Raw genomic sequence first — 24,990 nt, forward strand, 5'->3', positions numbered from 1 at the left:
GGTTGTTTGCGTTTATTTTCTATGTTCTCTTCAAGCTAAAGAGTGTGTATATTCAAGATTTATTTTACTAGTTATTTCTTCTGTTTGCTGATTGGAGAATGCTTTCCGGTAAATCTCGCTGGCATCTCTTATTAATTTCAATCCAATTTCATCTACATGACGATTTCTCCAGTCTTCAAGGCGTGTTCCATTCACATATTGGTTGAATGCTCCAAGTGCCGGGCCACACTGGATTTGGAAATCGACTTTATGCGATAAGTCTCCGTTAAGTGCGTGTTGAGTCGACAGGACAAAATAATATTTAAAAATATTGGCCATTTTTAATTTGGGGTTGGATTGCATTTTTGCGAGTGTCTCTGGTCTGGCAGATTTAAAATAGTTTTCTACCTCTTTCCATACTTTTTCAAAAGATTTTCCAAAATATTTCTCCTGAATCATTTTAGAAGTTTCCTTAGGTAGCTCTTCTAACGAATTGTATTGTTTGTAAAGTTCGTATAATTTTTTCCCTCGCACAGGAAACAGAACTCCTTTTTTCAATACCTGAACCTGAGCCCCAATCTCAAACATGTCTCCGGCAGGAGCATAGTCAGTATCCTGAATGTTCATCTTTGAGATCATATCTTTGACTATATCGCTGGTTCCAGCCTCTACGGTGCATTGGTTGATTGAGCCAGTCAGGACATAGTCTGCTCCGAGCATAATTGATGCAACTATCGCCTGAGGTGTTCCAATGCCTCCGGCAGCGCCTATATGTATTTTTTGGTTATAACCGAATTTTTGTATGAATCTGTTTCTGAGAAGTGATATTACCGGAATTAATGTAAATGCAACGCCTTGATCAGTGTGGCCTCCGGAGTCAGCTTCAGTAGTTATGTCGGAAGCTAATGAAATATATTTTCCAGCTTCTGCTTCTTCACTGGTAAGATAACCTTTCGTCAATAATTCGTTGATGATGTTTTCTGGAGGAGGACTCAAAAATACTTCAGCTACTTCTGGTCTTGAAATTTTAGCTATAATATAGTGGTTAGCGAAAGCCTTACCATTTTCAAATTTTGCACCTTTCAGTCTGTAATATACCAGAGCAGTTGAAGCTGTTGCAAATGCGGAAGCTTCAATAACTTTTATGTTTTTGCTGATGCATAATTTTGAAAGATCTAATTCCCACTGTGGATTGATTGGGTTGTGCAGAAAATTTATTCCAAAAGGCTTTTGAGGAGATATATTGCTTTGAATATCTTCTATGGAACTTTTAATTTGTTCTAAACTCATCCCTCCGCAGCCAAGAAAACTTAACAGATCTGAATTAGCCATTTTTATTACCATCTTTGAAGATGATATCCCTCTGTACATGGCACCTGCGACATAGGCTTCTTGTATTTTATACCTGTTTCTGAAACTTTCAGATCCTATTTTAAATTGGGTAGAGGGAGTACTTTTAGGTGTGTTAGTTACCGGATAATTAGTCTCTTTGATTTTTTGTATGAGTCGTGTCAATACAACACCTGGCCCCACTTCTTTAAATTGTTCAGTGCCCTTATTAAGAACCATTTTTACTTGTTGTTTCCAGGAAACCGGATTAGAAATTTGTTTCGTGAGAAGATCAGCGGTATTTTGTTTTGTATATGCTATGCAATTGTAGTTTGAATAGACTGGTATTACGGGATCATTAAAAGAATAATTTAAAACAAATGATTTAAATTTTTCTCTTGCAGGCTCCATATATCTTGAATGAAAGGCTCCGCTCACATTCAATAATATTGTTTTCATTCCTGCTGCAGTAAGGAAAGGTTCGGCTTGCCTTAGCTGATCCTGGTTCCCCGATAGTATAGTTTGCTCATCAGAATTGTAATTGGCGAAATCTAATTGAGGAAATCTTGTTTTAATAATTTCTTCAAGATGGTTTTGATTGCCTCCCATTACGGCCATCATACCACCATCTTTAATTTCTGCAAAAAGTTCAGCGCGTCTTTTAACTATTTCAAGTCCTGTTTTAAAATCCATCACGCCGGCAGCCACAAGGGCATTGTACTCTCCAAGACTGTGACCTAAAAGATAATTTGTTTCGTTTGCACCTGATTTTATATAATCAAGGTAATACATCGTGTTTACAACATACAAGGCAGGTTGTGTATATTTTGTATAGGATAAATTACCGCCAGAGTCGTTCAGGCAGAGATCTGCTATGGAATAATTTAATATAGAGTCTGAGAGCTCTACCAGTTCAGGATACTTTTGAAAAAGCTCCTTGCCCATACCCTTGAATTGTGACCCTTGTCCCGGAAATACAAGACAGGTTTTCTTTTCATTGTCGGTTAACATATTTACCTTGATAAAAGAATAGCTGTGTTAAATGATATGATGAAGTCCCTTCTATGCTCTTAAAAAAAAATCCATATAACTAGTGAGGGACTGCCGAACAATTATCGGACTTATTTTTGATAGTTTCAAAAAAAATAAAAGAAAAATATACTAAAGTTAATTTCTTAATAATTTTTTAACTGAATTAATCATGAATTTATCGGTATGCTGCGTTCTCATTATTTATAATGATTAAGGGATGTTAAATGATGTTATTTTTTTTTATGAAGCTTATACACTTTAATGTTTTATGAATTACGCATACGGTAATTGAAGAATTTAGAGTCAAGACATATCGGTTAGTCTACTTGATTGGGATTTTTGTAGAATTTATTTAAAATTATTTGTTGTAGTATTTTTAATATTATGAGTAGTTGTCATGAAGTGGATGTGCATATAGTATAGCATTCTTACTTATTATTTTTCTTGTTCTTTAAAAAATAACAATATGGATATAAGTTTAATTAAATCTTTTCAATTATCATCAATGGTTATATAATCTGGCGGGTTTGGGAGCATTAGCTAACGTAGGAAGGATGTTTTGAATTTGTGTTTATTGTAAAGATGATGTTTTATAAAAGCTTCAAAAAGGAGCGGGTAGCAGGGAATGGAGAAATATCGAAAATTTGTTGATTGCCATATAGGAAGATTATACGATCATAAATTGAATCATATTGTTTTTTAAATCATAAAATGAAAATCAATGACATTTCGCTTATTAAACTTTGAAGTTTCATCGATGTTATTTGTAGATTAGAGGAGTGAAAAAAGGTGATATCTAAAAGTAATTTAGATTAAAAGAAAAATGTATAAACGGTTTTCCTGATATATTAAAATTCTTTATTCAGATTAGTTCGCAAAGATTGTTATTAGCATTTTATTCTTATTGAATTATTTCTTCGATTTCATTTGCTAATACAATTCAAAAGGACTTTTATGCCAGTCAAGAAATGACATTGGCGTTTTATGATAGCGATATCTTTTTTATCCTTCTATATCATTTGGTGAACTATAAATTATATACCACATATATGGGGATCATGATTTAGTTGGCTCGTTGATAATCTCTGTTTTATGTAATGATCTTCTTCATCAGGAATATTCCGATTCATATCCTCTTATATTCCTGTCAGGAATTGTATAAGATTGTTTGGAACTAAGGCAATGCCAATTTTTTTTTCTTGCGTATAATTAAATAAAGGATTAGAGAAAGAAAAGTAATATTAAAACTTACTATTATATAATTTATAGATAGTACGATACTTGAAAGATTAATATATCACAGACATTTTTAATACCTCTTCTCCTTTATTGATATTGATCAGATAGTAGGCTGCAGGTACTCTGCGATCGTTTGCATAACCGTCCAACAGTTTAGGCAATGTAAGATTGCAAATAGTATTGCCGAATTTATCAACAACTATAGCATTAACAGATCGAGTAAAATAATAATTGTCATTTACTCCGTCACCATTGGGAGTAAGAACTAACTGCTTACATTCTTATCGGTGAATTTCAATGGAATTTGGTTCTTGAGTAGGAACAGCCATATGTTGCAGATATCGTAAGTTTATATTCCGGATCTTCTAAATTTGCGAATTGACCTATATTGAAGAATGCTTAATACGTTTCTGCACTCCAAATTTATAATTGCTGTCAGGCTGATCAGATAAACTGATTTTTACTGCTCCTTGCTTCATATATAAGCTTCCTGTTATTATATATCTAACGGTCATATTGACACAAAATATAATATCAATATTAAAAGCATCAGTCTTTAATGTAAGATCAGGAAACACAGGGTGAGTTATTTTGACATAATAAATGCCCTTGTACGAAAGATTTGCTTTAATTACATTATAATCCTGGATGTTTGTCCCGCATTAAATCCTGAAAGGTTAAGTAGTTCTTATATAATCTTACTTTGTTAAGAAATAGGTAAGAAGTTAATGAGGGTATTTCTGAAATAAGGTTACTATCAAGATATACAGTTTGAATTCCTTTGGGCAAGGTGGGAAGTTCTTAATAAAGTTAATACTTGTGTCAAGTATCTTTAGGTTATCCAATCCTGAAAGATCTGGCAATTGTTTGATTTTATTTCTGAAACATTCTAGTTTCCTTAATTGGGGGAGACCAGTCAGATCCGGAAGTGGGAGATTCCAGTCAATGAGATTACCAGAAATTCAAACTTAGGTAATTTTAAAGCAGGTACATTATTAAATTTATTTGTATGGACTAATAACCGGGCAGTAATTTCTTTTCAAAGTATGTTCTTTTAATGATTTCCTGGCATTGTCAGACTTATTTTTAGTTGAATTAATTTGATTTTCAGAATTTATATTTGTTCTTAAAGTTGCTTTGGGAAGTTCTCAATAGATTTAACTTTTATTTCACTTTCTGTATATTGTTGTTTATTGGGGTACTGTCAGTTGAAACAGTGTTATTTTTAGTTTTTTCCATTTTACAATTTCTTAAGAAGATCGGAGTTTTAATAGTAATGGAGTTTTTTAGAATTTTTTTTGAATATTTTTATTTTCACCAAGACTAAGCTTTATTTTTTTTTTACTTTACAGGTGATTAGAAATTGTATTTGAGGATCATAAATTTAGGAATTTGAGGATAGGATTTTTGTTATATTTTTTTGAATTCACTTTAGTCTCATGATGGAAATATTTTCATCTTTTCTTTTTTTAAGCACAATCATTTTCTGCTATGCCCAGCAGATCAAGAACATTTATTTTTCCGATTATTATTCTTCAACTTCATTAGATTATTTAGCACTTATTAATTCAGCCTGGACTGCCGATAAAAGAGGTGACCTTAAATTGGCTTTATAAATCATGATTCTAGCTGTTAATGAAGTTGCTACTCAATCACAAGGCAATGTTGGATAGGTTTCAAGGGTAATATTTCAGGATAAAAAGAAGGGATCATATATATCGTCTCGCTATTTTTTGGGCAATTATGCAGTTAAAATACCTTTTCGAGAAGTTCTCTTTCTCTCATTATTAGCATTATTATATCTTAACTAATCTAATAATCTGATAATTATAAATTTTACCTTTAATAGTCGTTTCTTGAGTAATCGTCTTCTTACAAACGGTTCATATAAACTTGGCCTGTAATTAGGATAGTCCATTGAATTGGTATTCAGTATATACTAAAGCTTAATTTGTTTTTTTTGTTGGTATCAAAAGATACAGAAGGGGAATTATTTTTTTTATTACACCTGTGTTTCTTAAAGAAAAGAGCTCTATAAAGCATAGAATAATTAACTCAAAATTAATTCCACTTTTAAGCAAGCAATTAATTGCAAATGTTTTTAATATTGCATTGTAAAAGTTCAGCTTTTTTTAACAGGGCTTCGGTATTGCCCGCGCAGAGGGTGTTTAACAATAGTTTAATATTACTGCAAGGTCGTTTGTAAAGTTTTAAAGTATATTTGTAAAAGTTACATTTCTTTTTCAGTTGAAAAAGCTGTTTGATGTTTCCGTTTAGCTATGTTGTAAGTTTATTTATGGTAAAAAGATTAATTTTCAGTGTTGTTATTTTGTTTTTTGTTTCCCTGAATTTAAGTTATGGACAAGAAACATATACGCTTAGTGGCTCAGTCAAAGATTCGGCCAACGGAGAGGCAATGATAGGGGCCGTAGTAACAGTTAAGGAAATCAAGGCCGGTACTGCTACAGATATCAAGGGAGATTTTTCTTTAAAAGTCCCTCCGGGAAAATATACGGTTGAAATCAATTTCGTTGGTTATGGCACTGTTTCCCAAACTATTGTTGTGAAAGAGGATACCAAAATGTCCTTCAACATGAAGGAACAGATGTTGAAAGAGGTTGTTGTAACAGGAGAGCGTCCGGATGCTCAGGTGAAGAACCTGGAGATGGGAACTCAAAAGCTGGACATGAAACAAATAAATGCTATCCCGCCTTTGCTTGGAGAGGTAGATGTCATAAGAAGTATTCAGCTGTTACCTGGAGTATCAACCGTTGGAGAAGGTGCTTCCGGTTTTAACGTCAGAGGAGGAGCTGTAGACCAAAACCTTATATTGCTTGATGACGCTCCGATATACAATTCCTCTCACATGTTCGGATTTTTCTCTGTGTTCAATCCTGATATGGTAAAGGATATCAAACTATCCAAAGCAGCCATACCGGCTCAATATGGAGGCCGTTTGTCTTCCGTACTTGATGTGAAAATGAAAGAAGGAAATCCAGAAAAGATTGGAGTTCAGGGAGGAATTAGTACGATCTTCAGTCGTCTCACAGTTGGTGGACCAATTAAAAAAAATAAAGCATCGTTTATTATAGCAGGAAGAAGATCTTACGCCGACGTGCTGGCCAGGCCTTTCCTTACCAAAGCCTTCAAGGATGCCCAGCTTTATTTTTATGACCTGACTCTTAAAGCCAATTACACTATAAATAACAGAAACCGCCTATATCTGTCAGGATACATGGGAAGAGATGTATTTTCAGTTCCGGGAGCTTATTTCGGATGGGGGAATTCTACAGCTTCGCTGCGCTGGAACCATCTTTTCAGTGACAAATTACTTATGAATCTGATAGGATATTACAGCAACTATAATTATCGTCTGGAATTCGGGGAAAATATGACGGAAGATTCCTTTAAGTGGACGGCTAAAATTTTAAACTACAGTGTTAAGCCTGAGTTTACATTTTATTTGAACAGCAACAATACAGTTACCTTCGGTGGTCAGGCCATATATTATACTTTTGTTCCAAGCTCAGGAATTTTTTATTCAGGTGGTAACAGAAGAGATATCAGTCTTCCGGACAAATATGCAACGGAAAATGCTCTTTATATTGCCAATGAACAGAAACTGACATCAAGAATAACGCTTCAATATGGTTTGAGATACTCTTTCTTTAATTATCTGGGTTCTGGTACTGCCTACTATTATGATTCGACAGCAGGGAATTATGTCAGAAACCCTGTAAACATGGAACAATTTGGCGGCGGAAAAACCATTAAAGCATATACGCAGCCGGAGCCAAGGATAGCAGTAAATTATTCCCTGTCAGAAAATTCATCTGTTAAAGCCAGCTACAACAGAATGGCACAGTATATACACCTAATTTCAAATACTACGGCTTCTGTTCCTCTGGACGTATATCTTCCAAGTACAAACAATATTAAACCTCAGTTATCTGATCAGTACTCTTTAGGGTATTTCAGAAATATAGGTAAAAAGCAAAATATTGAAACTTCAGCCGAGATTTTTTATAAAGACATGTTGAACCAACTGGATTATATAGATGGGGCTAATCTGTTCTTTAATCCAAATCTTGAGGGTGAAGTCATTCCCGGTACAGCCAGAGCTTATGGACTTGAATTATTCGTTAAAAAGAAAGAAGGACGTTTTAATGGCTGGATCAGCTATACGCTTTCCAAATCTGAAAGAAGAGTGAACGGGATTAATAAGAATAACTGGTATCCGAACAGGTACGATAGAAGGCATAATCTGAGTGTTGTCGGTATATATGAACTTTCCAAACGAGTGAGCCTTAGCGGTACATTTGTATATGCATCAGGTACTCCGTTTACATTCGCAACAGACAAGATGGTAGTGCAGGGAGTTACGGTTCCTTTTAATCCGGGAGGACCAAGAAACAACTACAGATTGCCGGATTATCACCGTCTTGATGTGGCAGCAACTCTTAAGAGCAAAGAAAAAATTCGTAAGTCTAAAATCTTCGGTAATTACAATTGGGATCTGGTATTTACGGTATATAACCTTTATTCCCGACGCAATGCATTTGCTATTATGCCGCGACAAAACGAGGATAATCGTCAGATAAGCGAAGCTGTACGTTTCTCTATTTTCGGATCTTTTGTTCCTGCAATTACATATAACTTCAAATTTTAAAAGAATGAAAAATAAGGTTTTATTATTTTTATTACTTATAGGGCTTGCAGCGTGTGAGGATAAAGTTGATTTAAGTAAAACACTTAAATCTGGGAAGCCTGCTTTAGTAGTGGATGCTTTTATAACGGATCTTCCCGAAAAACAAACGATATATCTTTCAAGTACTCAATATTATTTTGACAATTCCGGACCTAAAAAAATAAGTGGAGCAACTGTTAAAGTATTGGATCAGACAACTCAGAAAGAGTATGTGTTTACGGAAGCTGGGGCAGGAGTATATGTTTCGCAGGTACGAGGAGATTCAATGCTGATTGTTGACCATTCTTACCGATTGTTAATAGAATTTGAAGGGCAAACGTATTCGGCTTATTCTTTGATGACAAGAGTTCCTCCGGTTGATTCGGTCTTTTTTGATCCTATAAAGGATATTAATGATGAAATCATACCCGGAAAGTATCAGGCAGAATACAGAGCAATAGATCCGGCAGGTTTGGGCGATAATGTATGGATCAGAAGTTATAAAAATGATGTCAGAAATACTGATGCCGACAGAATTGCTATTGCTTATGATGGAGGTTTAAGTGAGTCAGCAGGTGCAGATGGTCTTATGTATATCTATCCTTTAAGACGATTTCCTGTGAACGATAATGGAGGGGATGAAAATGATCAATGGCTGGATGGCCAAAAGTTTATGGTTGAATTGTTTTCCGTTACTAAAGATGCTGCCTTTTTTCTGCAATCTGTAGCTTCTCAGGCTTCACTTGGAGGCGGCGGACCTTTAGGAGCTTTATTTTCTCCTCCACCAGCCAACGTTCCAACCAATATTGTTAATATTACATCAAAGGATAATGAGGCTGTAGGCTTTTTCTGTACCTCTGCCGTTTCGAGAGCAGAGACTATTGTACCAAACTCATACGGCCGTATTAAATAATATAGCAGCCATACTTTTGTTCACGCATAAGTATGGCTTTTAAATTCCTTTTTATTCTTTTTATTTTTTCTCCTTAAGAGAATATTTTGAGTAATTAAAAATACACTCTCCTGTTTTGGGAATAATAATGGAAATTTTGGTCTAATTGGGATAACCTATTTGCGCATAAGGGTTAATTATATACTTTACTAGTTTTTATTTTTTATAGAAGGAATAAGTTAATCATGCTGACGTCCTTTTATTAATGGAAGTAAAGTCAATATAAGGACATAGAGAAAGCAAACAATACTTGCAGATCTTAGAGAAAGTATAAAGAAATTACCAAATGCTCCAGATTGATTGGTTCGTGAATCTCCTATAAGGAGTATGTTTTTTAATGATAGACTAAAAGCTTCTTTGATTGTAAAGGTTTTTCCGAAGTTAATAGTATCCATTAGATAAAATCCTAATGTTCCATATAATATTATTACAATAAATAAGAATAACGGAAACTTAAAATCTCTTTTGAAATCAGAAAGATTGGTTTGTAAAGTATAGTTTCTTTCGGTGTATAATAGTATTATGATGATCAGAAATGAAACTATCGAGTATTCATAATACCCGCCTTTGGTCAGATGTGCTATAGAGGATATAAAAGCTCCAAGAAGGGCAATGTACCATGCAGTTCTGTAACCTTGCCACAGATAAATAGAATTGATAATTAATATAGCGCCTGTCACATATTGTACATAGGTTGATGTATAAAAAAGTTCATTAGAAATCATGTCCCTGATTACATTGAAATGTATGAAATCTGCGGGAATTAGTAAGGTCAGGATATTAAGCATTCCTAACAAGAGGCAAACCAAGGCCGGTAATATTTTCAGAAATAAACTGTCTTTATACAATAGATATGAAAAGACAGAATAAAGCAAAGGAGTCCAGAAGCTAAATAATCTGTAGATAAGCGCTGTTAATAAAGCATGGGCCGGCGATAACCCATATTGCTTAAATAAATAAGTAAGTGCAGCTTCAATTGCTCCCAGTCCATTCATAAATGGAGAGATCATAGAGATGAAAAAAACAACGACATACGAGAGAAAAGCCATAGCCAGACTTCCTTTTCCTGATATAGCTTTCATTGCAGAGAAAGCAAAGTAAATGCCTGTAAAGTCAAGAAGAGCAGAAGTTAAGAAGGTGTAGATCAGAAATTTTGTTGAGAATTTTTCAAGATTTATCTCGTCTAATCTCTCTGACAAGGTGGGGTAATTCTTTTTAATTAATGTATAAGCTCTGCCGTGTTTTTTATAGGAGGAAAAAGTAATTACCAGTATTGCAAGTATAATGATTACCGGAATGACAATAAGAGGGTTTATAAGATTATCTTTTTCTGTCAGTGATGTGATCAGTATTGCAGGAATTGAAAATAAGAAGATTGAGGTGCAACTCGTGAACATGTATATGGATGATCCGAAAATTAATACGGGTCTGGATATATTTTGAGATTCTGTTTCCTTGGTTGAGAAAGCCAAAGATGTAACTCCACCAGCAGGTAGGATGACACTGATTAAGAATCGCTTTAAATAGAGTATGACCATGCTGAAATATCCTGGATAGCATCGTATGGTTCTGAAGCTGAAAAAGTATAATAGTCCCTGCAAAAGTACATAAACTACACTTGTTAATAATCCGGTAATGATCCAAAATGTATGAGCCTTTTCTAGTGCAGAAGATATTTCTTTGATCTCATTTCCGGATTTGGCAAAAAAAATGACAGCAAAGAAAAAGCAAAGAAGTCCTAATAGTATTTGCCAGTATGATCTTATCCAGGATTTGATTTTTTTTAACAAACTCATAACAAAAGAAAACCTGACTAAGAATAGAATGTTTTCTTTATGAGAATAAAAAATAATTGGAATTGAATAAGGTACTGCTTTAAGTTGTTGAATAACGTCAGTGTCTAAACTTTAACCTCTTGGGCTCCTGTCGGTTTTGTTGGTGTTTGAATTTAAATTATGTCGGGAAGTTTTTCAGTTTATTTTTCAATCTATTGAAAAATATAAAAAGTAGTGATTTTGAACAAGTTTAAACAACTTTTTTAATCATTTGATTAAAAAAGTTGTTTAAATGAGTGATTGTATTTTATTTGCAAAGAGGAATGATATGGCAAAAAAGAAAGAAAAAGAAATGGAAGCTGATTTTTCAGCTGAAGAGCGGTTGAAGGAAGCAGCCATAAAAGTCTTTACTCAGAAAGGTTATGCTGCAACCAGAACAAGAGACATTGCAAAGGAGGCCGGGCTCAACCTTGCTTTACTTAATTATTATTTCAGAAGCAAAGAAAAGTTATTTGAGATCATTATGATGGAAAAGCTGCAGCAGCTGTTTGAAATCATTATACCATTGGCAAATGACCCCTCCACAAGCCTAGATAAAAAGCTGACAGCAATCGCTTCGGAATATATAGATATGCTATCTGTAAACGAAAATTTGCCGTTGTTTATTCTTCATGAAATCAGAAGTAATCCTGAAAGATTTGTAAGTAAAATGCAGGTAACAAAAATATTTTCTGATTCTGTAATGATAAAGCAGATAAGGGAAAGAAGGTCTGATATAAACCCAATTCATTTTGTTATTAATATTCTTGGGATGGTTGTTTTTCCTTTCATTGCAAAGCCAATACTTTTTTCTTCTGGTCAGGTTGATGATAAAGCTTTTGGAGTACTTATCAACGAAAGAAAGAAACTGATCCCCTTATGGGTAAAGGCAATTTTGAAAGCAAAATAGTGAGATATGCATTACATTCGGATATGTTTCCTCTTTTGAGATTATAATAATGGATTTATGACAAGTAATATGAATACAGTAATCAAGTATTTTGGGGGATGTTTAATAGTTATTATCCTATTGTCCTGTTCCAAACAGACGTCCTATGATGCTACAGGTACTTTTGAAGCAGTTGAAACAATTATTTCTTCAGAAGGAAATGGAGTTATAAAGGAATTTGAGTTAGAGGAAGGACAGGATTTGAGCCAAGGTCAATATGTCGGATATATAGATACCATTCAGCTTTTCCTCAAAATGAAACAACTGGAAGCTCAGATTAAATCCACAATTAGTCAGAAACCTGATATAAGCAGGCAGATAGCTTCTCTGAAGGCCCAGATAAAGGCTGCTGAGAAAGATAAGGAAAGGTTTACGGACCTTGCAAAGGAAGATGCTATTCCTCAAAAGCAATTGGATGATATTACAGCTCAGGTTGATGTATTGCACAGGCAGCTGGATGCTTTGTATTCCTCTCTGAATATTACATCCAAAGGTATTACTCTGCAGGCAGATCCTATTACCATCCAGATAGCACAAGTCGAAGATCAGTTGCGAAAGAGTATTATTCTAAACCCTGTTAAGGGAACAGTGCTGAGTAAATATGTTGAAGCAAATGAAATCGCATCTGTTGGAAAACCTTTATATAAAATTGCAGATCTCTCAACTATTATTCTCAGAGCATATATTACAGGGAGTCAGTTGCCTATAGTAAAGCTGAATCAGAAAGTAAAGGTTCTTGTCTACGCAGATAAAGGTTCATACAAAGAATATTCTGGTATGATTGAGTGGATTAGTAGTACAGCAGAATTTACACCAAAGACAATTCAGACAAAGGACGAGCGTGCAAACCTGGTTTATGCCATAAAGATCAGGGTGAAAAATGACGGATATCTTAAAATAGGCATGTATGGTGAAGTAAAACTTTAGTGGGATCGTATGTCAGCCATAACAGTAAAAAATCTTACCAAAACCTATGAGAAAGGCAAAATCCTTGCCGTAGATAATATTTCATTTGAAGTAGGAAAGGGAGAGTTATTTGGCCTGATAGGTCCTGATGGAGCAGGAAAAACCAGTATTTTTAGGATGCTCACGACCTTATTGTTGCCTGATAAGGGAAAGGCTTCGGTTGATGGATTTGACGTTGTAAGGGATTTTAAAAAAATCAGAAATACGGTCGGATATATGCCTGGTAAATTCTCCTTATATCAGGATCTGACAATCGAAGAAAATCTGAATTTTTTTGCCACAGTTTTTAATACTACTGTTGAAGAAAATTATTCTTTAATAAAAGATATCTACATACAGATAGAAAAATTTAAAACAAGGAGAGCCGGTAAATTGTCAGGCGGGATGAAACAGAAGCTGGCTTTATGTTGTGCGCTTATTCATAAACCAACTACATTGTTTCTTGATGAACCCACAACTGGTGTAGATCCTGTATCCCGTAAAGAATTCTGGGATATGCTTAAACGCTTGAAGGAACAAGGAATAACAATATTGGTATCAACTCCTTATATGGATGAAGCCAATAGATGCGACAGAATAGCCTTGATTCAAAGCGGAAAGATTTTATCAATAGACACACCAGCTGCCATTATAAATTCTTTTTCAGAAAAATTATATGCCATAAAAGCAAACAAAATGTATCCTCTTCTTAAGCTATTGGAATTGTTTCCTCAAAGGAAATCCAGCTATGCTTTTGGAGAATTTGCTCATGCTGTTTTTGATCCGCAGATGGAAGATAATGAATTAATAAAATATCTTGAGGAGAGAGGATTAAAACAAATAGAAATAGAAATCATTGAGCCAACAATAGAAGATACTTTTATAAAGTTGTTAAGCCGATACAATCATGCACAAGAATAAATCTGATGCAATGGAAAAAGTAATAGTTTGCAAAGATCTTACAAAGCGCTTTGGAGATTTTATAGCTGCAAATGAGATTACATTTGATGTATATAAAGGAGAGATCTTCGGATTCCTTGGTGCAAACGGTGCTGGTAAAACCACTGCTATCAGGATGTTATGTGGTTTGTCGGTTCCGTCTTCAGGTCATGCGATGGTTGCCGGTTATGATGTTTATAAGCAAACTGAAGAGATCAAGAAAAACATCGGCTATATGAGTCAAAAATTTTCTTTATATGAAGATCTTACCATTCTTGAGAATATAGAATTTTTTGGAGGAATATATGGTCTTACAAGGAAGGAGATTAAAGATAAAGGGAGAAATCTTGTAGAAAAGCTTGATCTTGAGAATGAAGCTAGAAAGCTGGTTGCTTCTTTACCATTAGGATGGAAACAAAAGTTATCGTTCTCGGTGGCGGTGCTACATGACCCTAAAATCGTTTTTCTTGATGAACCTACGGGAGGTGTAGATCCTTTGACACGCAGACAGTTTTGGGATCTGATTTATGAGGCATCAGAGAGAGGCATAACTGTTTTTGTTACGACCCACTATATGGACGAGGCTGAGTATTGTGATCGTATCTCTATAATGGTTGACGGAAAAATGGAAGTACTGGACACTCCTTCCAATCTGAAGATAAATTTCAAGGCAACATCAATGGACGAAGTGTTTTATCAGCTGGCAAGAAGTGCAAAACGATCAGATTAGGAGATGAAACAATTTTTAGTATTTGTAAGAAAAGAATTCTATCATGTACTACGTGATAAGAAGACTTTATTGATTCTATTTGGAATGCCAGTTGTTCAGATACTTTTATTCGGATTTGCTTTGACCAATGAAGTGAAAGATTCTCCAATAGTAGTGGTGGACTATGCTCGTGATGAGGCTTCTCAGTCTATTATCACCAGATTAGGTGCCAGCCGATATTTTAAGCTTGAAAGAAATGTTTTGTCTCAAAAGGAATTAATTCAGAGTTTCAGAGATGGGAAGATTAAAGCTGCAGTAGTTTTTCCTGATCATTTTAATGAAAATCTGGAGCATATGAACAAAGCTCAGATACAGATTCTTGCCGATGCTTCTGATCCCAACACAGCAACTCTGGTTACTAATTACGTGTCAGCGATCGTCAGAGATTATCTATCCGATCGTATGGAGTTGATGGCGGTTCCATATCAGATTATACCTGAGGTGAGAATGTTATATAATCCTCAATTGCTGGGTGCTCCAAATTTTGTTCCAGGTGTAATGGCATTGGTCCTGATGCTGGTGTGTGTGATGATGACGGCTATTTCCATTGTGAAAGAAAAGGAAATGGGCACAATGGAGGTTTTGCTTGTTTCGCCCTTTCAGCCTTTTCTGGTGATTTTATCTAAAGCTATTCCATATATAGCGCTATCTTTGGTCAACCTCGGAGCTATCCTTACCTTAAGCACCTTTTTGCTGGAGCTACCAGTCAGAGGAAGCCTGATGTTATTAATAGGAGAAAGCACCCTTTTTATTATTTGCTGTTTGAGCCTTGGTATACTTATCTCTATTAAAGCCAAATCTCAGCAAGTGGCGATGATGATCTCTCTGGTGGGAATGTTTCTGCCTACCGTTTTATTCAGTGGATATATGTTTCCGATAGAGAATATGCCTCTACCTTTGCAGATTATATCAAATATTGTTCCTTCAAAGTGGTATTACATTATTGTAAAGTCAGTGATGATTAAAGGAGTAGGGTTTATGTATATCTGGAGAGAGACTTTAGTTCTTATAGGGATTACAATAGTGTTTCTGTTGATTAGTCTCAAAAGTTTTAAAATCAGATTGGAGTAAAAGATGATAGTCCGGTTATGAGAACATTGATCTTTTTATTAAGAAAAGAATTCAAACAAATATTCCGAGATAAGGCAATATTGGCCATTATATTTGTGATGCCTTCGGTTCAGCTTATAATTATGCCTCTGGCGGCTAATTATGAGGTGAAGAAGATTAATCTGGCTGTTGTTGATAATGATAAATCTACTTATACCCAAAAACTGATATCTCAGATCACTAGTTCTGGTTATTTTCGGTTGCAAAGTTATAATGCTTCTTATAATGATGCGTATGAATCAATTAAATCAGATAAAGCCGATCTTATATTGGAGATTCCTCATGGGTTTGAAAGGAATTTGGTAAGAGAAAATAAAGAGAAAATATTTGTTGCCATAAATGCTATTAATGGAACTAAAGCAAATCTTGGGGGAGCCTATCTTTCAACTATTATAGGTAATTTTAATAATGACCTCCGAATGAAGCTCACGGTAGGATCGAGATTTAGTCAGGCTACTACAATTGAAATAGCTTCTTCTAACTGGTTTAATATGTATATGAACTATCGGTTATTTTTTGTTCCAGGTATACTGGCAATATTGGTTACATTAGTGGGTAGCTTTCTTACCGCACTCAATATAGTCCGTGAGAAAGAAGTAGGTACAATTGAGCAAATAAATGTTACCCCGATAAAAAAGCATCATTTTATTCTTGGAAAGTTGATTCCTTTTTGGGTGCTTGCTAATGTGATATTCACGATAGGGCTGCTCCTCGGAAGGTTTGTATATGGTATCAGTCCTGTTGGAAATTTTGGACTATTATATCTGTTTGTAGGAGTCTATCTTCTGGCAGCCCTTGGTTTGGGATTACTTATATCCACCTTTGCAGACACTCAGCAGCAGGCCATGTTGATCATGTTCTTTTTTATGATGGTATTTATATTAATGGGAGGATTGTTCACTCCCATTGAAAGCATGCCTCAGTGGGCACAGATTATAACAAAATTTAACCCGGTAAGATATTTCATAGAAGTAATGCGTATGGTTATTCTTAAAGGTAGCACGCTGAGAGATGTGGCTTCTCAGTTTATTGCAGTGATTCTATTTGCTATTGTACTAAATAGTTGGGCAATATTAAATTATAAAAAGAGGAATTAGCGGACATTTAAGTAGTGTTATATCAGGGACAGTGAAGGAATTTGATATATATACATTATAGGATTTTTGATCTATAGTAAGTAATGGAAAATATTCTCAAGAAGATAAATCAATTGTATCCTCTTTCTGCAAAAGCTGTGGAACTGTTTCTGGATGGAATGAAGATTGTTTCTTTAGCAAAGGGAGCTATATTATTTAAGGAAGGAGCGATAAGCAGCAAAATATATTTTTTAGAAAAAGGAGCCGTAAGAGCATTGTATTATAAAGAAGACAAGGAGATTACATTTTGGTTTGGGTTTGAAGGAGAAATGATTATGACCCTTCATAGTTATATTGCAAATAAACCCGGGTATGAAACCATTGAATTGCTTGAGGAGTCTTTGTTGTATGAGATGGATCTTAACTATCTTCAGGATTTGTATAAAGAAAATATTGAGCTCGCTAACTGGGGAAGAAAAATGGCAGAGGAGGAGTTTTTAAAAGCTGAAAAAAGATTTTTGTCTCAGCAGTTTCAGACAGCAAGAGAAAAATACGAATCTCTTCAAATGCAATATCCTCGGATCACAGAGAGAGTTCAGTTAGGTTATATTGCATCATATTTAGGTATTAATCAGGTTACATTAAGCAGAATAAGGTCAGATCTGAGAAATTCTTAAATGATGAAAAATTATACTAAGAACGTTACCGTAAAACATTGATAAACCATTCATTGCTTATTTAATTATTTGTTTAATTGATGTTTTTTAAAACGTTTACAATATATAATGCAATTAAACTTATTATGAATTGTTTTATAGAATTGTGAAGGTGTCTTAAGTATTGTCGGATATGATGTCCATCAGTAATTTTAAGATATGTAAAATGCTTTTAGTGGTTAATTTTTGGAAAAGAGAGGGAATGTTTACCTTTTTAATAATTAGCATGTTTTGCGATTGAGATAGATGAAGGAAGAGTTTCTGTGTTTTAAAGACATTTTAGGGGAGTCCTGGATGTATAAGAAATTCTGAAATTTTTGAAATGAAGTACCATGAATTTACAAAATACCATTAAATAAGTGGCTCCTGCAGGACCTTACACCTGCAAGAGCCAAAAAAATAACCTTTAAAAAGTAACCCTAAAAAGAACTAAAAAAAAAGAGTTTTATTTTTTCAGTAGCTAGTATTCGTGCCCCGGAAATTCTTCTATTGCAGCTAAAGGTGCAATTTTCAGAACTGTTTCAATACCTTCCTCCCGGAGCCTTGGAGTAGGATACATTTCACTTTTACCTATGCGTTCCCCATTAGCAGATCTCAGGATAAAGTAGTACTCATTATTATTTGAAATTACTCTCTCGTATCTGGAACTCTTTGATGCACTGGATTTAACATGCTCTATTTTGTTGATGCATTCCAACCGTGTGGCATATCCCTCGCCGGTTAGAACTATGTCTCCTTTTGGAGATTTTAATCTGTAAAAATTAAGATAAATTTGGAATTTTGGATTGCTTTCCATATCTGTTTTAGCGTTTTGGTTATATCAAAAATATATTTTGCCAACGCAAATCATTTGCGTCCCCAAAAACTAATTTTACTTTTATAAAAGAATTGAAGAATTATGGCAGGAAGTAAAAATCAGATTTCAAGATATCAGGTAATTGACGAATGTCTTTCAGGAAAAAAGAAGTATTGGACTAAAAATGAATTGATACAGAGAATTGATGAGCGCGTTGATATTAAAATCAGTGCAAGGACTCTGGATAATGATATCCACAATATGCGTTATAATGCGCAGTTAAAATTTGAAGCACCTATTGAATTTTGTAAAGATCACAATGGGTATCATTATACAGAACCGAATTATTCTATTTATAGAATACCTCTTAACGAAGCACATTTAAAAGCTTTTGAATTCGCAACGGCTGTATTAGGGCAGTTTAAAAATTTTGGAATTCTGAATGAATTTGCAGGAGCTGTTGATAAAGTTGTAAAGGTGGTAAATAACCTGAAGAACAAAAATTTTGATATATCAGACACTATAGTTGATTTTGAAAAGGCTCCTTATTACAAAGGAGCTGATCATCTGGAAACCTTGATTGATTGTATAAAGGATAAAAGAGTTGTAGAGATTGTCTATAAAAAATTTAACTCAAAGACTGAGAAGAAACATATCATTCATCCTTATCTTTTAAAGGAGTATGCAAACCGCTGGTATTTGCTGGGCCTTGGTGAAAGCAGGAAGGAGGTTATCACACTCGGCCTCGATAGGATTGTAAGTATCAGTAATCATGAAGGGCTGATAAAATTCTCTATGCTGAAAGATTTCAGTGCAGAAGATTATTTTAAAAATACAATCGGAATAACTTATTCAAAGGGGCCGGTAGAGGATGTTATATTATCTTTTTCGCTCAACCAGGCAGAGTACCTGAAAACACAATATCTGCATAGTTCTCAGAAGATAATTAAACAGGATGATAAAGAGTTTATAATCAAGCTGAATCTGGTACCTAATTATGAACTTGTCTCCAAAATTTTAAGCTATGGAAAAGATGTGAAGGTGCTAGCTCCTGAATCTTTGAGAAAGCAGGTAGGAGAGGTGCTGAAAGAAGCATATGCGTATTATTGGGAGTAGAAAGCTTAAAGCGAAAAGTTAAAAGTATAAAGTTTAAAGTTGCTCAGACAACAAGCATTTTTACTCCTTCTTGCACTATTACATGACAGTTTAATCGACAGTAAGCACAATTTATTTTTTATTCATTCATAATTTTGAAAGTTCTTGCAGGTATTGTCCTGCAAGAACTTTTAGTTTAAAAAATGATTCCTTAAAAGTTAATTGCTTATGAGAAAAATAAGATTAAAAAGTATAGTCAAAAAGTTTAGAATATAAAATCTGCGTATTGTTCCACCATTGAGAATGGTGCTGTTCTGCTGACTTCGTCAATGGCTTCTTCTCTTGCTTCATGCGAGTAATACATTTCACTTCTGCCAAGTGAATCTCCGTTTGCTGATCTTAGTATAAAATAATACTGGTTGTTGTTTAATGAATTTTTTCTCTCATACCTGCTATCGTATGGTGCACTCGCTTTTACCTGTTCTATTCCTTTACGACACGCTTCCTGAGATATATAGCCTTGTCCGGATAAAATAACTTTTCCAGTTGTAGATTTTAATCTGTAATTAAACTGGTTATTAAACGTGATTTGAAACTTGGGTATAAATTCCATTTTTATTGCTTTTTGTTGATATATCAAAAGTAGAAGGAGGGGACGCAAGTGGTTTTCGTTGTGAAATATTTTTAAAAAAATGCTAGGAGCGTGTGGGATTAAAGAGAAAATAAGAGAGAAAGATAATGGGAGTGAAGTAGTTAATATTTAAAAAGAATGCTTGGAAATCGCATTGATCAATTTTTAAAATCATTAAAAATAAAAAATCCCTTCATTTATTTTGAATGAAGGGATCTTAATTCTGGTTGAAATTGATCTTATAATTTTACCAGTTTTACAATCTTTTTGTATTGATTATCGTGGTCTTCTATTTTTATAAAATAAATACCAGGAGTAAGGAATGAAAGATCTGCCTGACCTCCAGAAAGATTATTATAATCCTTTTCAAATTGAACAGTACCATTGATATCAGAAATAATAATTTTTGCATTTTCAATCTCCGGTCTTATTGTTACTTTATCAGCAACAGGGTTTGGATATATAAGTGCATCTGTTGAACTTAATGATGTTTCTTGAGCTGACTCACGTGCAGGGTAGTTCACAATCACTTCTACAGAAGAAGAGGTTATTGATTCTCCGTAAATGGTTTTAGCAACAGCTGTGATCTGGTAGTTTCCTGGATTTACATTTTCAAGAGTCACAGAGTATGGAGCGGTAGTATCTTCACCTAATTTTACAGATCCTTCATAAAATTCTACTCTGCTCACGTAATCCTGAGAAGTTGCAGGTATAAGAGAAGCATAGAGTTGGCCGCCTACAGCTCCGCCGTCAAATGCATTTTCAATTTTGGAATCTCCAAACCATAAGAATGGTGCAGAACCTCCTGTAAAGATGATCTTCTGTATACCTATTTTAAATGATCCCGCATTAGCACTGTATGGGAGCTCGAATACGTTTAGCTTTGTAAAGTCGATACTGGAGTCAAATGCTGATAATGGAATTGTAATAGTTACAAATTGATTCGTTGCGCCTCCTGCCTGACTGATATATGGAGCAAGAGCTACAGGATTGGCAATGCTTCCGTTTGGTCTTACCTGAATTTTTGTCCAGTCTGCGTTCCCGTCAAAATCTCTGAGGGTTATTTCAAGTTTATTGTTACCACCTGCAATTACGTTTTTAGTGGCATGGTAAATATTTACAGAATCATAACCCAATTTAAGCTTTCTATAGCCTGGAACACTTTTGATCAATAAATAAGCTTTCTGATCTGAAAGTTCAGCATCTACTTTAATGTCAGCAGGAGCTTCAAAGTTTGTACCTGTTGTAGGGTTTACAATAGTAATAGCTGGTTGGGAAATAAATTCAAATGCTCCAATGTCAGGCCTTGTTCTTAGATATCCCCTTTGATCAAAAGTAGCATCATTGGTAAATTTACCGCTATTAATGCATCTGCTTCCTTCCAGCAAAGAATGAGTAGTGGTAATGCCCCCATTATTTTGCAGGGGCCCTAAAAGTGGATTAATGGGTTTGGTTACATAACCTAGTTTGTTTGTTAATGCAGTCAGGTTGATCCCGTCATTTACGCCGATGAAGTTGTACCCTAAATCATTTACAGTGCCATATACTGATCCGTCTATTGAAAGAAGTTCTCCATATATTACAGGATCTCCTTCAATCTCATATAAGTTTAAAGGACCGTTCTGAGCGATGATTGTGTTTTTTATAGTTAGCGTTCCATAACTATACAGACCGCTATTTTGATGTCCGCCAAAAGAATAGCTTATATTAAAAGCAATAGTGGAGTTTTCTAAGCTGAGCACATTTAAGTTGTAAATTCCACCAGGAGAACCTCCTTTTGAAGAAGTTGAATTGCCGCTGATCGTGGAGTTGTAAATATTCAAATATCCGGAATTTTTAATTCCTCCTGCACCTGAGCTATATTGTCCGCTGGAAAGGTTGTTATTTATAGAGCTATTGTATATGCTCATTGTTCCCAGGTTAGATATACCGCCAGTGCCTGCATCTAGAAATATACCAAATCCGCTGTTGTTGCTGATTTCGCAGTCTGTAATCACTGCGGTACCTTCATTGAATAGCGCACCGGCGTCACCTTTGTATTGGCCAGTATATACAAAGTTGCCCGATATAATAACTTTATTGAGTGTAAGTGAACCGGTGTTGTAAATAGCACCGGCTGAATTTCCTTTCATCGTAACAAGCTCCATCGTAAGATTTCCCTCTGAATAGATGGCTCCGGAATGCAGATCATCACCTTCATAAGGAACATTTCCATCTGTTATTGTAATACCCGAAATAGAAACGTTTACAGCAGGTGCTATATTAAAAATCGCCCATCCATTGCTGCCACTAACAGATAGTTTATCTTGTCCGGGGCCTAGTATCACAAGATTTTGAGAAATCGTCAGTGAGCCTCCTGATAGAATAATTTTGGAGTTGTTAATAATTGGTGAAAAAATAATGGTATCACCTGGTGCTGAATTATTGACGATGTGGCGCAAAGAACCTGCACCATCGTCGTTGATATTAATAACAGTTAGTTTTGTTGCATGAGATTCTACAATCCTAAGAAAGCATAGCAATGCTAATGTAAAAATTAGTCTTCTTTTTTTCATGATTGAAATTGGTTGTTTTGGGTTAAAAAAAACAGTGCAATATACTGATAAATAATTGGTATACAACTTTTTAGCTGTAAAGTTGTTCGGTCTATTATGAGCAGGTTTGTATTATATAAAAAAGTAATGAGTTGGGATTAATATAACTCATTAGTAAAAAATAATAGGCAGAAAATTATTAAAAGTATATATGCAGTGGTATTATATCAGACCACTGCCTTTCCACGGATACTTTATCTTCAATGAATGTTACTTGAGAATAGTACAACTTCCTCCAATAATTTGCCACATGTCATGATTAAATTTCCATACTCGAAGGTATCTGTATTTTCCGTCTATGGTTACATCCATAAATTTACCCTTTAGTTCAATGGTGACTGCAACTACTGCGGTAGAATCGATAATATTAATTTTTCGATCGCTGGCGGAGATTTCAGTCACTTTCATTTTTCCTGTTCTGTATGCATCCAAATCCATAGACTTAGTACCGGTTTGTCCATCAGGCAGGTTGAAAAGTAAATTATCATGAATCAGTTCGTTTAAAGCGGATACATCACTTTTCATAACAGCTGATAAAAGTCTGTTTTCCTGTTCCTCAATTTCCTTGATTATTTTGGATTGATCAATGGTAGATTCCATATCGCCTTTTTTAGATTTATCAAGTTTTATATGTAAGTTGTGAAAATTATGATAAAAAAATATAAATGACAAAAGTATTATTGATCGGAGGAACAGGAAAACTAGGAAGGGCGATCATTATAGAATTAGTTAAGAATAAATGGGATATTGCTCTTTTAATAAGACATCCAAATCAAAGGGCAATTGAAAGTGAACATGGACTTACATTTTTTGAAGGAGATATTCTAAAACCTAATTCAATAGAGGTGGCGGTCTCCTGGTCTGATATTGTAATTAATGTAAGTGGATATGTTAGTTATAAAAAAGATCTAAATAAGCTCAGAGCAATTAATGTAGAAGGCACTGAAAATATCGTGAAAGCCTGTGAAAAGTTTAATAAGAAACTCCTTCATACCAGTTCTGTGGTTATATATGGAAGCACAATAAATCCTGATGTTTTGAATGAAGAATCTGTTCCGGTAGTGTCCTATAAATCTGCTTATGCATATTCCAAGATAGAGGGAGAAAAGATAGTTTTAGATGCCCGAATTCCAAGAATTATACTTCGCCCTTGCAGTCTTATTTCTAATGAAAAGTCTACAGTTAAAAACCTTTATAAATTTTATAGAAAGGGCTTTGTTGCCGGACTAAAAGGTGGAGCTGGTTTTGCTTTGATGGAAGATGTTGCTAAAGCTTATATTTTTGCTATTGAAAGACTTATTCTACAAACATCTCTGAAACCGCAGATTTATAATCTTGGAGGAAACAATCTTAAAATTAGTGAAGTTTTTGAGTGCTTTAAAAAGCTGGATAAGAGAAGTACAATTTACCTGCCTGCTGGTATTATGTTATTTTTAAGTTTGTTTAATGATAAAATTCTTTACCCGCTTTTTGGCAAATCTCTGATAACACATGAGAATTTTCTTACAGGGAATCATTTTATATATGTTGATTCATCAAAAGCCAGGAAGGAACTCAATTATGAAATAACTTCCATTGAAACCTCTATCAGGAGAATAATTCAATGCTCTGAAGAAGAAGAGCATTATTTTAACAAAGAAGAGTAGAACAGACAGAGTAATAATAAACTCTGTCTGTTCTTTTTACTTAAGCTTTTACCAATCCCTCATACGCATCTTTTAAATCCTGGATTATGATTTTGTCCATTTTTAACATGGCCTGCATAACTCTTTGAGATTTGGCTGGGTCCTTATCTCCCATAAGTTCTCCAAGAATTGGAGGAATAATTTGCCATGATAATCCGAATTTATCTTTTAACCACCCACATCTTCCCTTGGAACCTCCTTCAGATAATTTCTCCCACATGCTGTCTATTTCAGATTGTGTTTCGCATTTAACAAACAAGGAAATTGCTTCTGTAAATTTGAACATTGGACCTCCATTGAGTGCCATAAATTCTTGTCCGTTTAAGAGAAATGTTGCTGAAATAACCTTGCCATCAGGCATGCGGCTCATATTAACTACTTTTGAGTCTTTAAACATAGAAGTATAAAAGTTGACAGCTTCTTCTGCTTGTCCGTCAAACCAGAGAAATGGAGTAATCTTTTGCATATGATTGATTTTAGTCAATGAATAATTTAACGTAATTATTGCAAAGATAAATTAAGGAAAAGATTTGTTTGGATGTCATATTTGACAAAGAATATGGGGAAGTGCGACAGTTTAATTTTATTAACATGAATTATTATAAATTAAAGAAGCTGCAGATTGCATATCTGCAGCTTTCGATTACCTGGGG

At 34.6% G+C, this 24,990-nt stretch carries 18 protein-coding genes; 11 read left to right on the forward strand and 7 right to left on the reverse strand.

What is annotated here, in order from left to right:
• Positions 1-30: 30 nt before the first annotated feature.
• Positions 31-2,319: an ACP S-malonyltransferase gene (gene fabD / locus MYP_RS01925; RefSeq protein ID WP_045457695.1), complete on the reverse strand. Its 2,289-nt coding sequence runs from the start codon at positions 2,317-2,319 to the stop codon at positions 31-33.
• A 3,556-nt stretch (positions 2,320-5,875) separates the two neighbouring features.
• On the opposite strand from fabD, the gene MYP_RS01935 reads away from it, so the two are divergent.
• Complete coding sequence (locus tag MYP_RS01935; protein ID WP_045459065.1) at positions 5,876-8,248, forward strand: TonB-dependent receptor; 2,373 nt, start codon at positions 5,876-5,878, stop codon at positions 8,246-8,248.
• A 4-nt stretch (positions 8,249-8,252) separates the two neighbouring features.
• Positions 8,253-9,179: a DUF4249 family protein gene (locus MYP_RS01940; RefSeq protein WP_052429892.1), complete on the forward strand. Its 927-nt coding sequence runs from the start codon at positions 8,253-8,255 to the stop codon at positions 9,177-9,179.
• 218 nt (positions 9,180-9,397) lie between these two features.
• On the opposite strand, the gene MYP_RS01945 is transcribed toward MYP_RS01940, so the two are convergent.
• Positions 9,398-11,014, reverse strand: coding sequence for a lysylphosphatidylglycerol synthase domain-containing protein (locus MYP_RS01945; RefSeq protein WP_045457701.1), 1,617 nt, complete (start codon positions 11,012-11,014; stop codon positions 9,398-9,400).
• A gap of 271 nt (positions 11,015-11,285) precedes the next feature.
• Between MYP_RS01945 and MYP_RS01950 the strand changes: the two genes are divergently transcribed.
• The 7 genes from MYP_RS01950 (at position 11,286) to MYP_RS01980 (ending at position 17,497) form a co-directional block, all read left to right on the forward strand.
• Entirely contained in the window at positions 11,286-11,942 is a 657-nt protein-coding gene (locus MYP_RS01950; RefSeq protein WP_231569988.1) for a TetR/AcrR family transcriptional regulator, read from the forward strand.
• 69 nt (positions 11,943-12,011) lie between these two features.
• The gene (locus tag MYP_RS01955) at positions 12,012-12,908 is read left to right on the forward strand and encodes an HlyD family secretion protein (protein ID WP_052429938.1); all 897 of its coding nucleotides are present in this window, start codon (positions 12,012-12,014) and stop codon (positions 12,906-12,908) included.
• Between the two features lie 9 nt (positions 12,909-12,917).
• A complete protein-coding gene (locus tag MYP_RS01960) occupies positions 12,918-13,847 on the forward strand; it encodes an ABC transporter ATP-binding protein (protein WP_045457707.1) in 930 nt (309 codons plus the stop codon).
• Positions 13,834-14,595 carry an ABC transporter ATP-binding protein gene (locus tag MYP_RS01965; protein WP_052429893.1) on the forward strand — a complete coding sequence of 254 codons (762 nt, stop codon included), beginning with the start codon at positions 13,834-13,836 and terminating at the stop codon, positions 14,593-14,595. Before MYP_RS01960 ends, MYP_RS01965 begins: the two co-directional genes overlap by 14 nt.
• A gap of 3 nt (positions 14,596-14,598) precedes the next feature.
• Positions 14,599-15,705: an ABC transporter permease gene (locus MYP_RS01970; RefSeq protein ID WP_045457710.1), complete on the forward strand. Its 1,107-nt coding sequence runs from the start codon at positions 14,599-14,601 to the stop codon at positions 15,703-15,705.
• A 17-nt stretch (positions 15,706-15,722) separates the two neighbouring features.
• Positions 15,723-16,841, forward strand: coding sequence for an ABC-2 transporter permease (locus MYP_RS01975; protein ID WP_045457713.1), 1,119 nt, complete (start codon positions 15,723-15,725; stop codon positions 16,839-16,841).
• 83 nt (positions 16,842-16,924) lie between these two features.
• Positions 16,925-17,497: a Crp/Fnr family transcriptional regulator gene (locus MYP_RS01980; RefSeq protein WP_045457717.1), complete on the forward strand. Its 573-nt coding sequence runs from the start codon at positions 16,925-16,927 to the stop codon at positions 17,495-17,497.
• A gap of 499 nt (positions 17,498-17,996) precedes the next feature.
• Here MYP_RS01980 and MYP_RS01985 read toward each other — a convergent pair whose 3' ends face one another.
• Positions 17,997-18,332, reverse strand: coding sequence for a DUF1508 domain-containing protein (locus MYP_RS01985; protein WP_045457720.1), 336 nt, complete (start codon positions 18,330-18,332; stop codon positions 17,997-17,999).
• Positions 18,333-18,434: 102 nt separating this feature from the next.
• Between MYP_RS01985 and MYP_RS01990 the strand changes: the two genes are divergently transcribed.
• The gene (locus MYP_RS01990) at positions 18,435-19,448 is read left to right on the forward strand and encodes a helix-turn-helix transcriptional regulator (RefSeq protein ID WP_045457724.1); all 1,014 of its coding nucleotides are present in this window, start codon (positions 18,435-18,437) and stop codon (positions 19,446-19,448) included.
• Positions 19,449-19,692: 244 nt separating this feature from the next.
• Here MYP_RS01990 and MYP_RS01995 read toward each other — a convergent pair whose 3' ends face one another.
• The 3 genes from MYP_RS01995 to MYP_RS02005 form a co-directional block, all read right to left on the reverse strand.
• Positions 19,693-20,040, reverse strand: a complete 348-nt coding sequence (locus MYP_RS01995; RefSeq protein WP_045457728.1) for a YegP family protein — start codon at positions 20,038-20,040, stop codon at positions 19,693-19,695.
• Between the two features lie 257 nt (positions 20,041-20,297).
• Positions 20,298-22,613 (reverse strand): choice-of-anchor Q domain-containing protein, encoded by a 2,316-nt coding sequence (locus tag MYP_RS02000; protein WP_045457732.1) that lies wholly within the window; start codon positions 22,611-22,613, stop codon positions 20,298-20,300.
• Between the two features lie 249 nt (positions 22,614-22,862).
• Positions 22,863-23,252: a nuclear transport factor 2 family protein gene (locus tag MYP_RS02005; protein WP_045459073.1), complete on the reverse strand. Its 390-nt coding sequence runs from the start codon at positions 23,250-23,252 to the stop codon at positions 22,863-22,865.
• A 65-nt stretch (positions 23,253-23,317) separates the two neighbouring features.
• Here MYP_RS02005 and MYP_RS02010 point away from each other — a divergent pair, with 65 nt between their 5' ends.
• Entirely contained in the window at positions 23,318-24,298 is a 981-nt protein-coding gene (locus MYP_RS02010; protein WP_045457735.1) for an NAD-dependent epimerase/dehydratase family protein, read from the forward strand.
• A gap of 40 nt (positions 24,299-24,338) precedes the next feature.
• Here MYP_RS02010 and MYP_RS02015 read toward each other — a convergent pair whose 3' ends face one another.
• On the reverse strand, positions 24,339-24,803 hold the full coding sequence (locus tag MYP_RS02015) for a VOC family protein (protein WP_045457738.1): 465 nt from the start codon (positions 24,801-24,803) through the stop codon (positions 24,339-24,341).
• Between the last annotated feature and the right edge of the window lie 187 nt (positions 24,804-24,990).

Source organism: Sporocytophaga myxococcoides (assembly GCF_000775915.1).
Lineage (GTDB): Bacteria > Bacteroidota > Bacteroidia > Cytophagales > Cytophagaceae > Sporocytophaga > Sporocytophaga myxococcoides_A.

What these genes read in the sequence shown, in the direction of transcription:
- fabD (WP_045457695.1), bottom strand. Translation starts at nt 2,319, where the DNA reads ATGTTAACCGACAATGAAAAGAAAACCTGTCTTGTATTTCCGGGACAA.
- MYP_RS01935 (WP_045459065.1), top strand. Translation starts at nt 5,876, where the DNA reads ATGGTAAAAAGATTAATTTTCAGTGTTGTTATTTTGTTTTTTGTTTCC.
- MYP_RS01940 (WP_052429892.1), top strand. Translation starts at nt 8,253, where the DNA reads ATGAAAAATAAGGTTTTATTATTTTTATTACTTATAGGGCTTGCAGCG.
- MYP_RS01945 (WP_045457701.1), bottom strand. Translation starts at nt 11,014, where the DNA reads ATGAGTTTGTTAAAAAAAATCAAATCCTGGATAAGATCATACTGGCAA.
- MYP_RS01950 (WP_231569988.1), top strand. Translation starts at nt 11,286, where the DNA reads ATGAGTGATTGTATTTTATTTGCAAAGAGGAATGATATGGCAAAAAAG.
- MYP_RS01955 (WP_052429938.1), top strand. Translation starts at nt 12,012, where the DNA reads ATGAATACAGTAATCAAGTATTTTGGGGGATGTTTAATAGTTATTATC.
- MYP_RS01960 (WP_045457707.1), top strand. Translation starts at nt 12,918, where the DNA reads ATGTCAGCCATAACAGTAAAAAATCTTACCAAAACCTATGAGAAAGGC.
- MYP_RS01965 (WP_052429893.1), top strand. Translation starts at nt 13,834, where the DNA reads ATGCACAAGAATAAATCTGATGCAATGGAAAAAGTAATAGTTTGCAAA.
- MYP_RS01970 (WP_045457710.1), top strand. Translation starts at nt 14,599, where the DNA reads ATGAAACAATTTTTAGTATTTGTAAGAAAAGAATTCTATCATGTACTA.
- MYP_RS01975 (WP_045457713.1), top strand. Translation starts at nt 15,723, where the DNA reads ATGAGAACATTGATCTTTTTATTAAGAAAAGAATTCAAACAAATATTC.
- MYP_RS01980 (WP_045457717.1), top strand. Translation starts at nt 16,925, where the DNA reads ATGGAAAATATTCTCAAGAAGATAAATCAATTGTATCCTCTTTCTGCA.
- MYP_RS01985 (WP_045457720.1), bottom strand. Translation starts at nt 18,332, where the DNA reads ATGGAAAGCAATCCAAAATTCCAAATTTATCTTAATTTTTACAGATTA.
- MYP_RS01990 (WP_045457724.1), top strand. Translation starts at nt 18,435, where the DNA reads ATGGCAGGAAGTAAAAATCAGATTTCAAGATATCAGGTAATTGACGAA.
- MYP_RS01995 (WP_045457728.1), bottom strand. Translation starts at nt 20,040, where the DNA reads ATGGAATTTATACCCAAGTTTCAAATCACGTTTAATAACCAGTTTAAT.
- MYP_RS02000 (WP_045457732.1), bottom strand. Translation starts at nt 22,613, where the DNA reads ATGAAAAAAAGAAGACTAATTTTTACATTAGCATTGCTATGCTTTCTT.
- MYP_RS02005 (WP_045459073.1), bottom strand. Translation starts at nt 23,252, where the DNA reads ATGGAATCTACCATTGATCAATCCAAAATAATCAAGGAAATTGAGGAA.
- MYP_RS02010 (WP_045457735.1), top strand. Translation starts at nt 23,318, where the DNA reads ATGACAAAAGTATTATTGATCGGAGGAACAGGAAAACTAGGAAGGGCG.
- MYP_RS02015 (WP_045457738.1), bottom strand. Translation starts at nt 24,803, where the DNA reads ATGCAAAAGATTACTCCATTTCTCTGGTTTGACGGACAAGCAGAAGAA.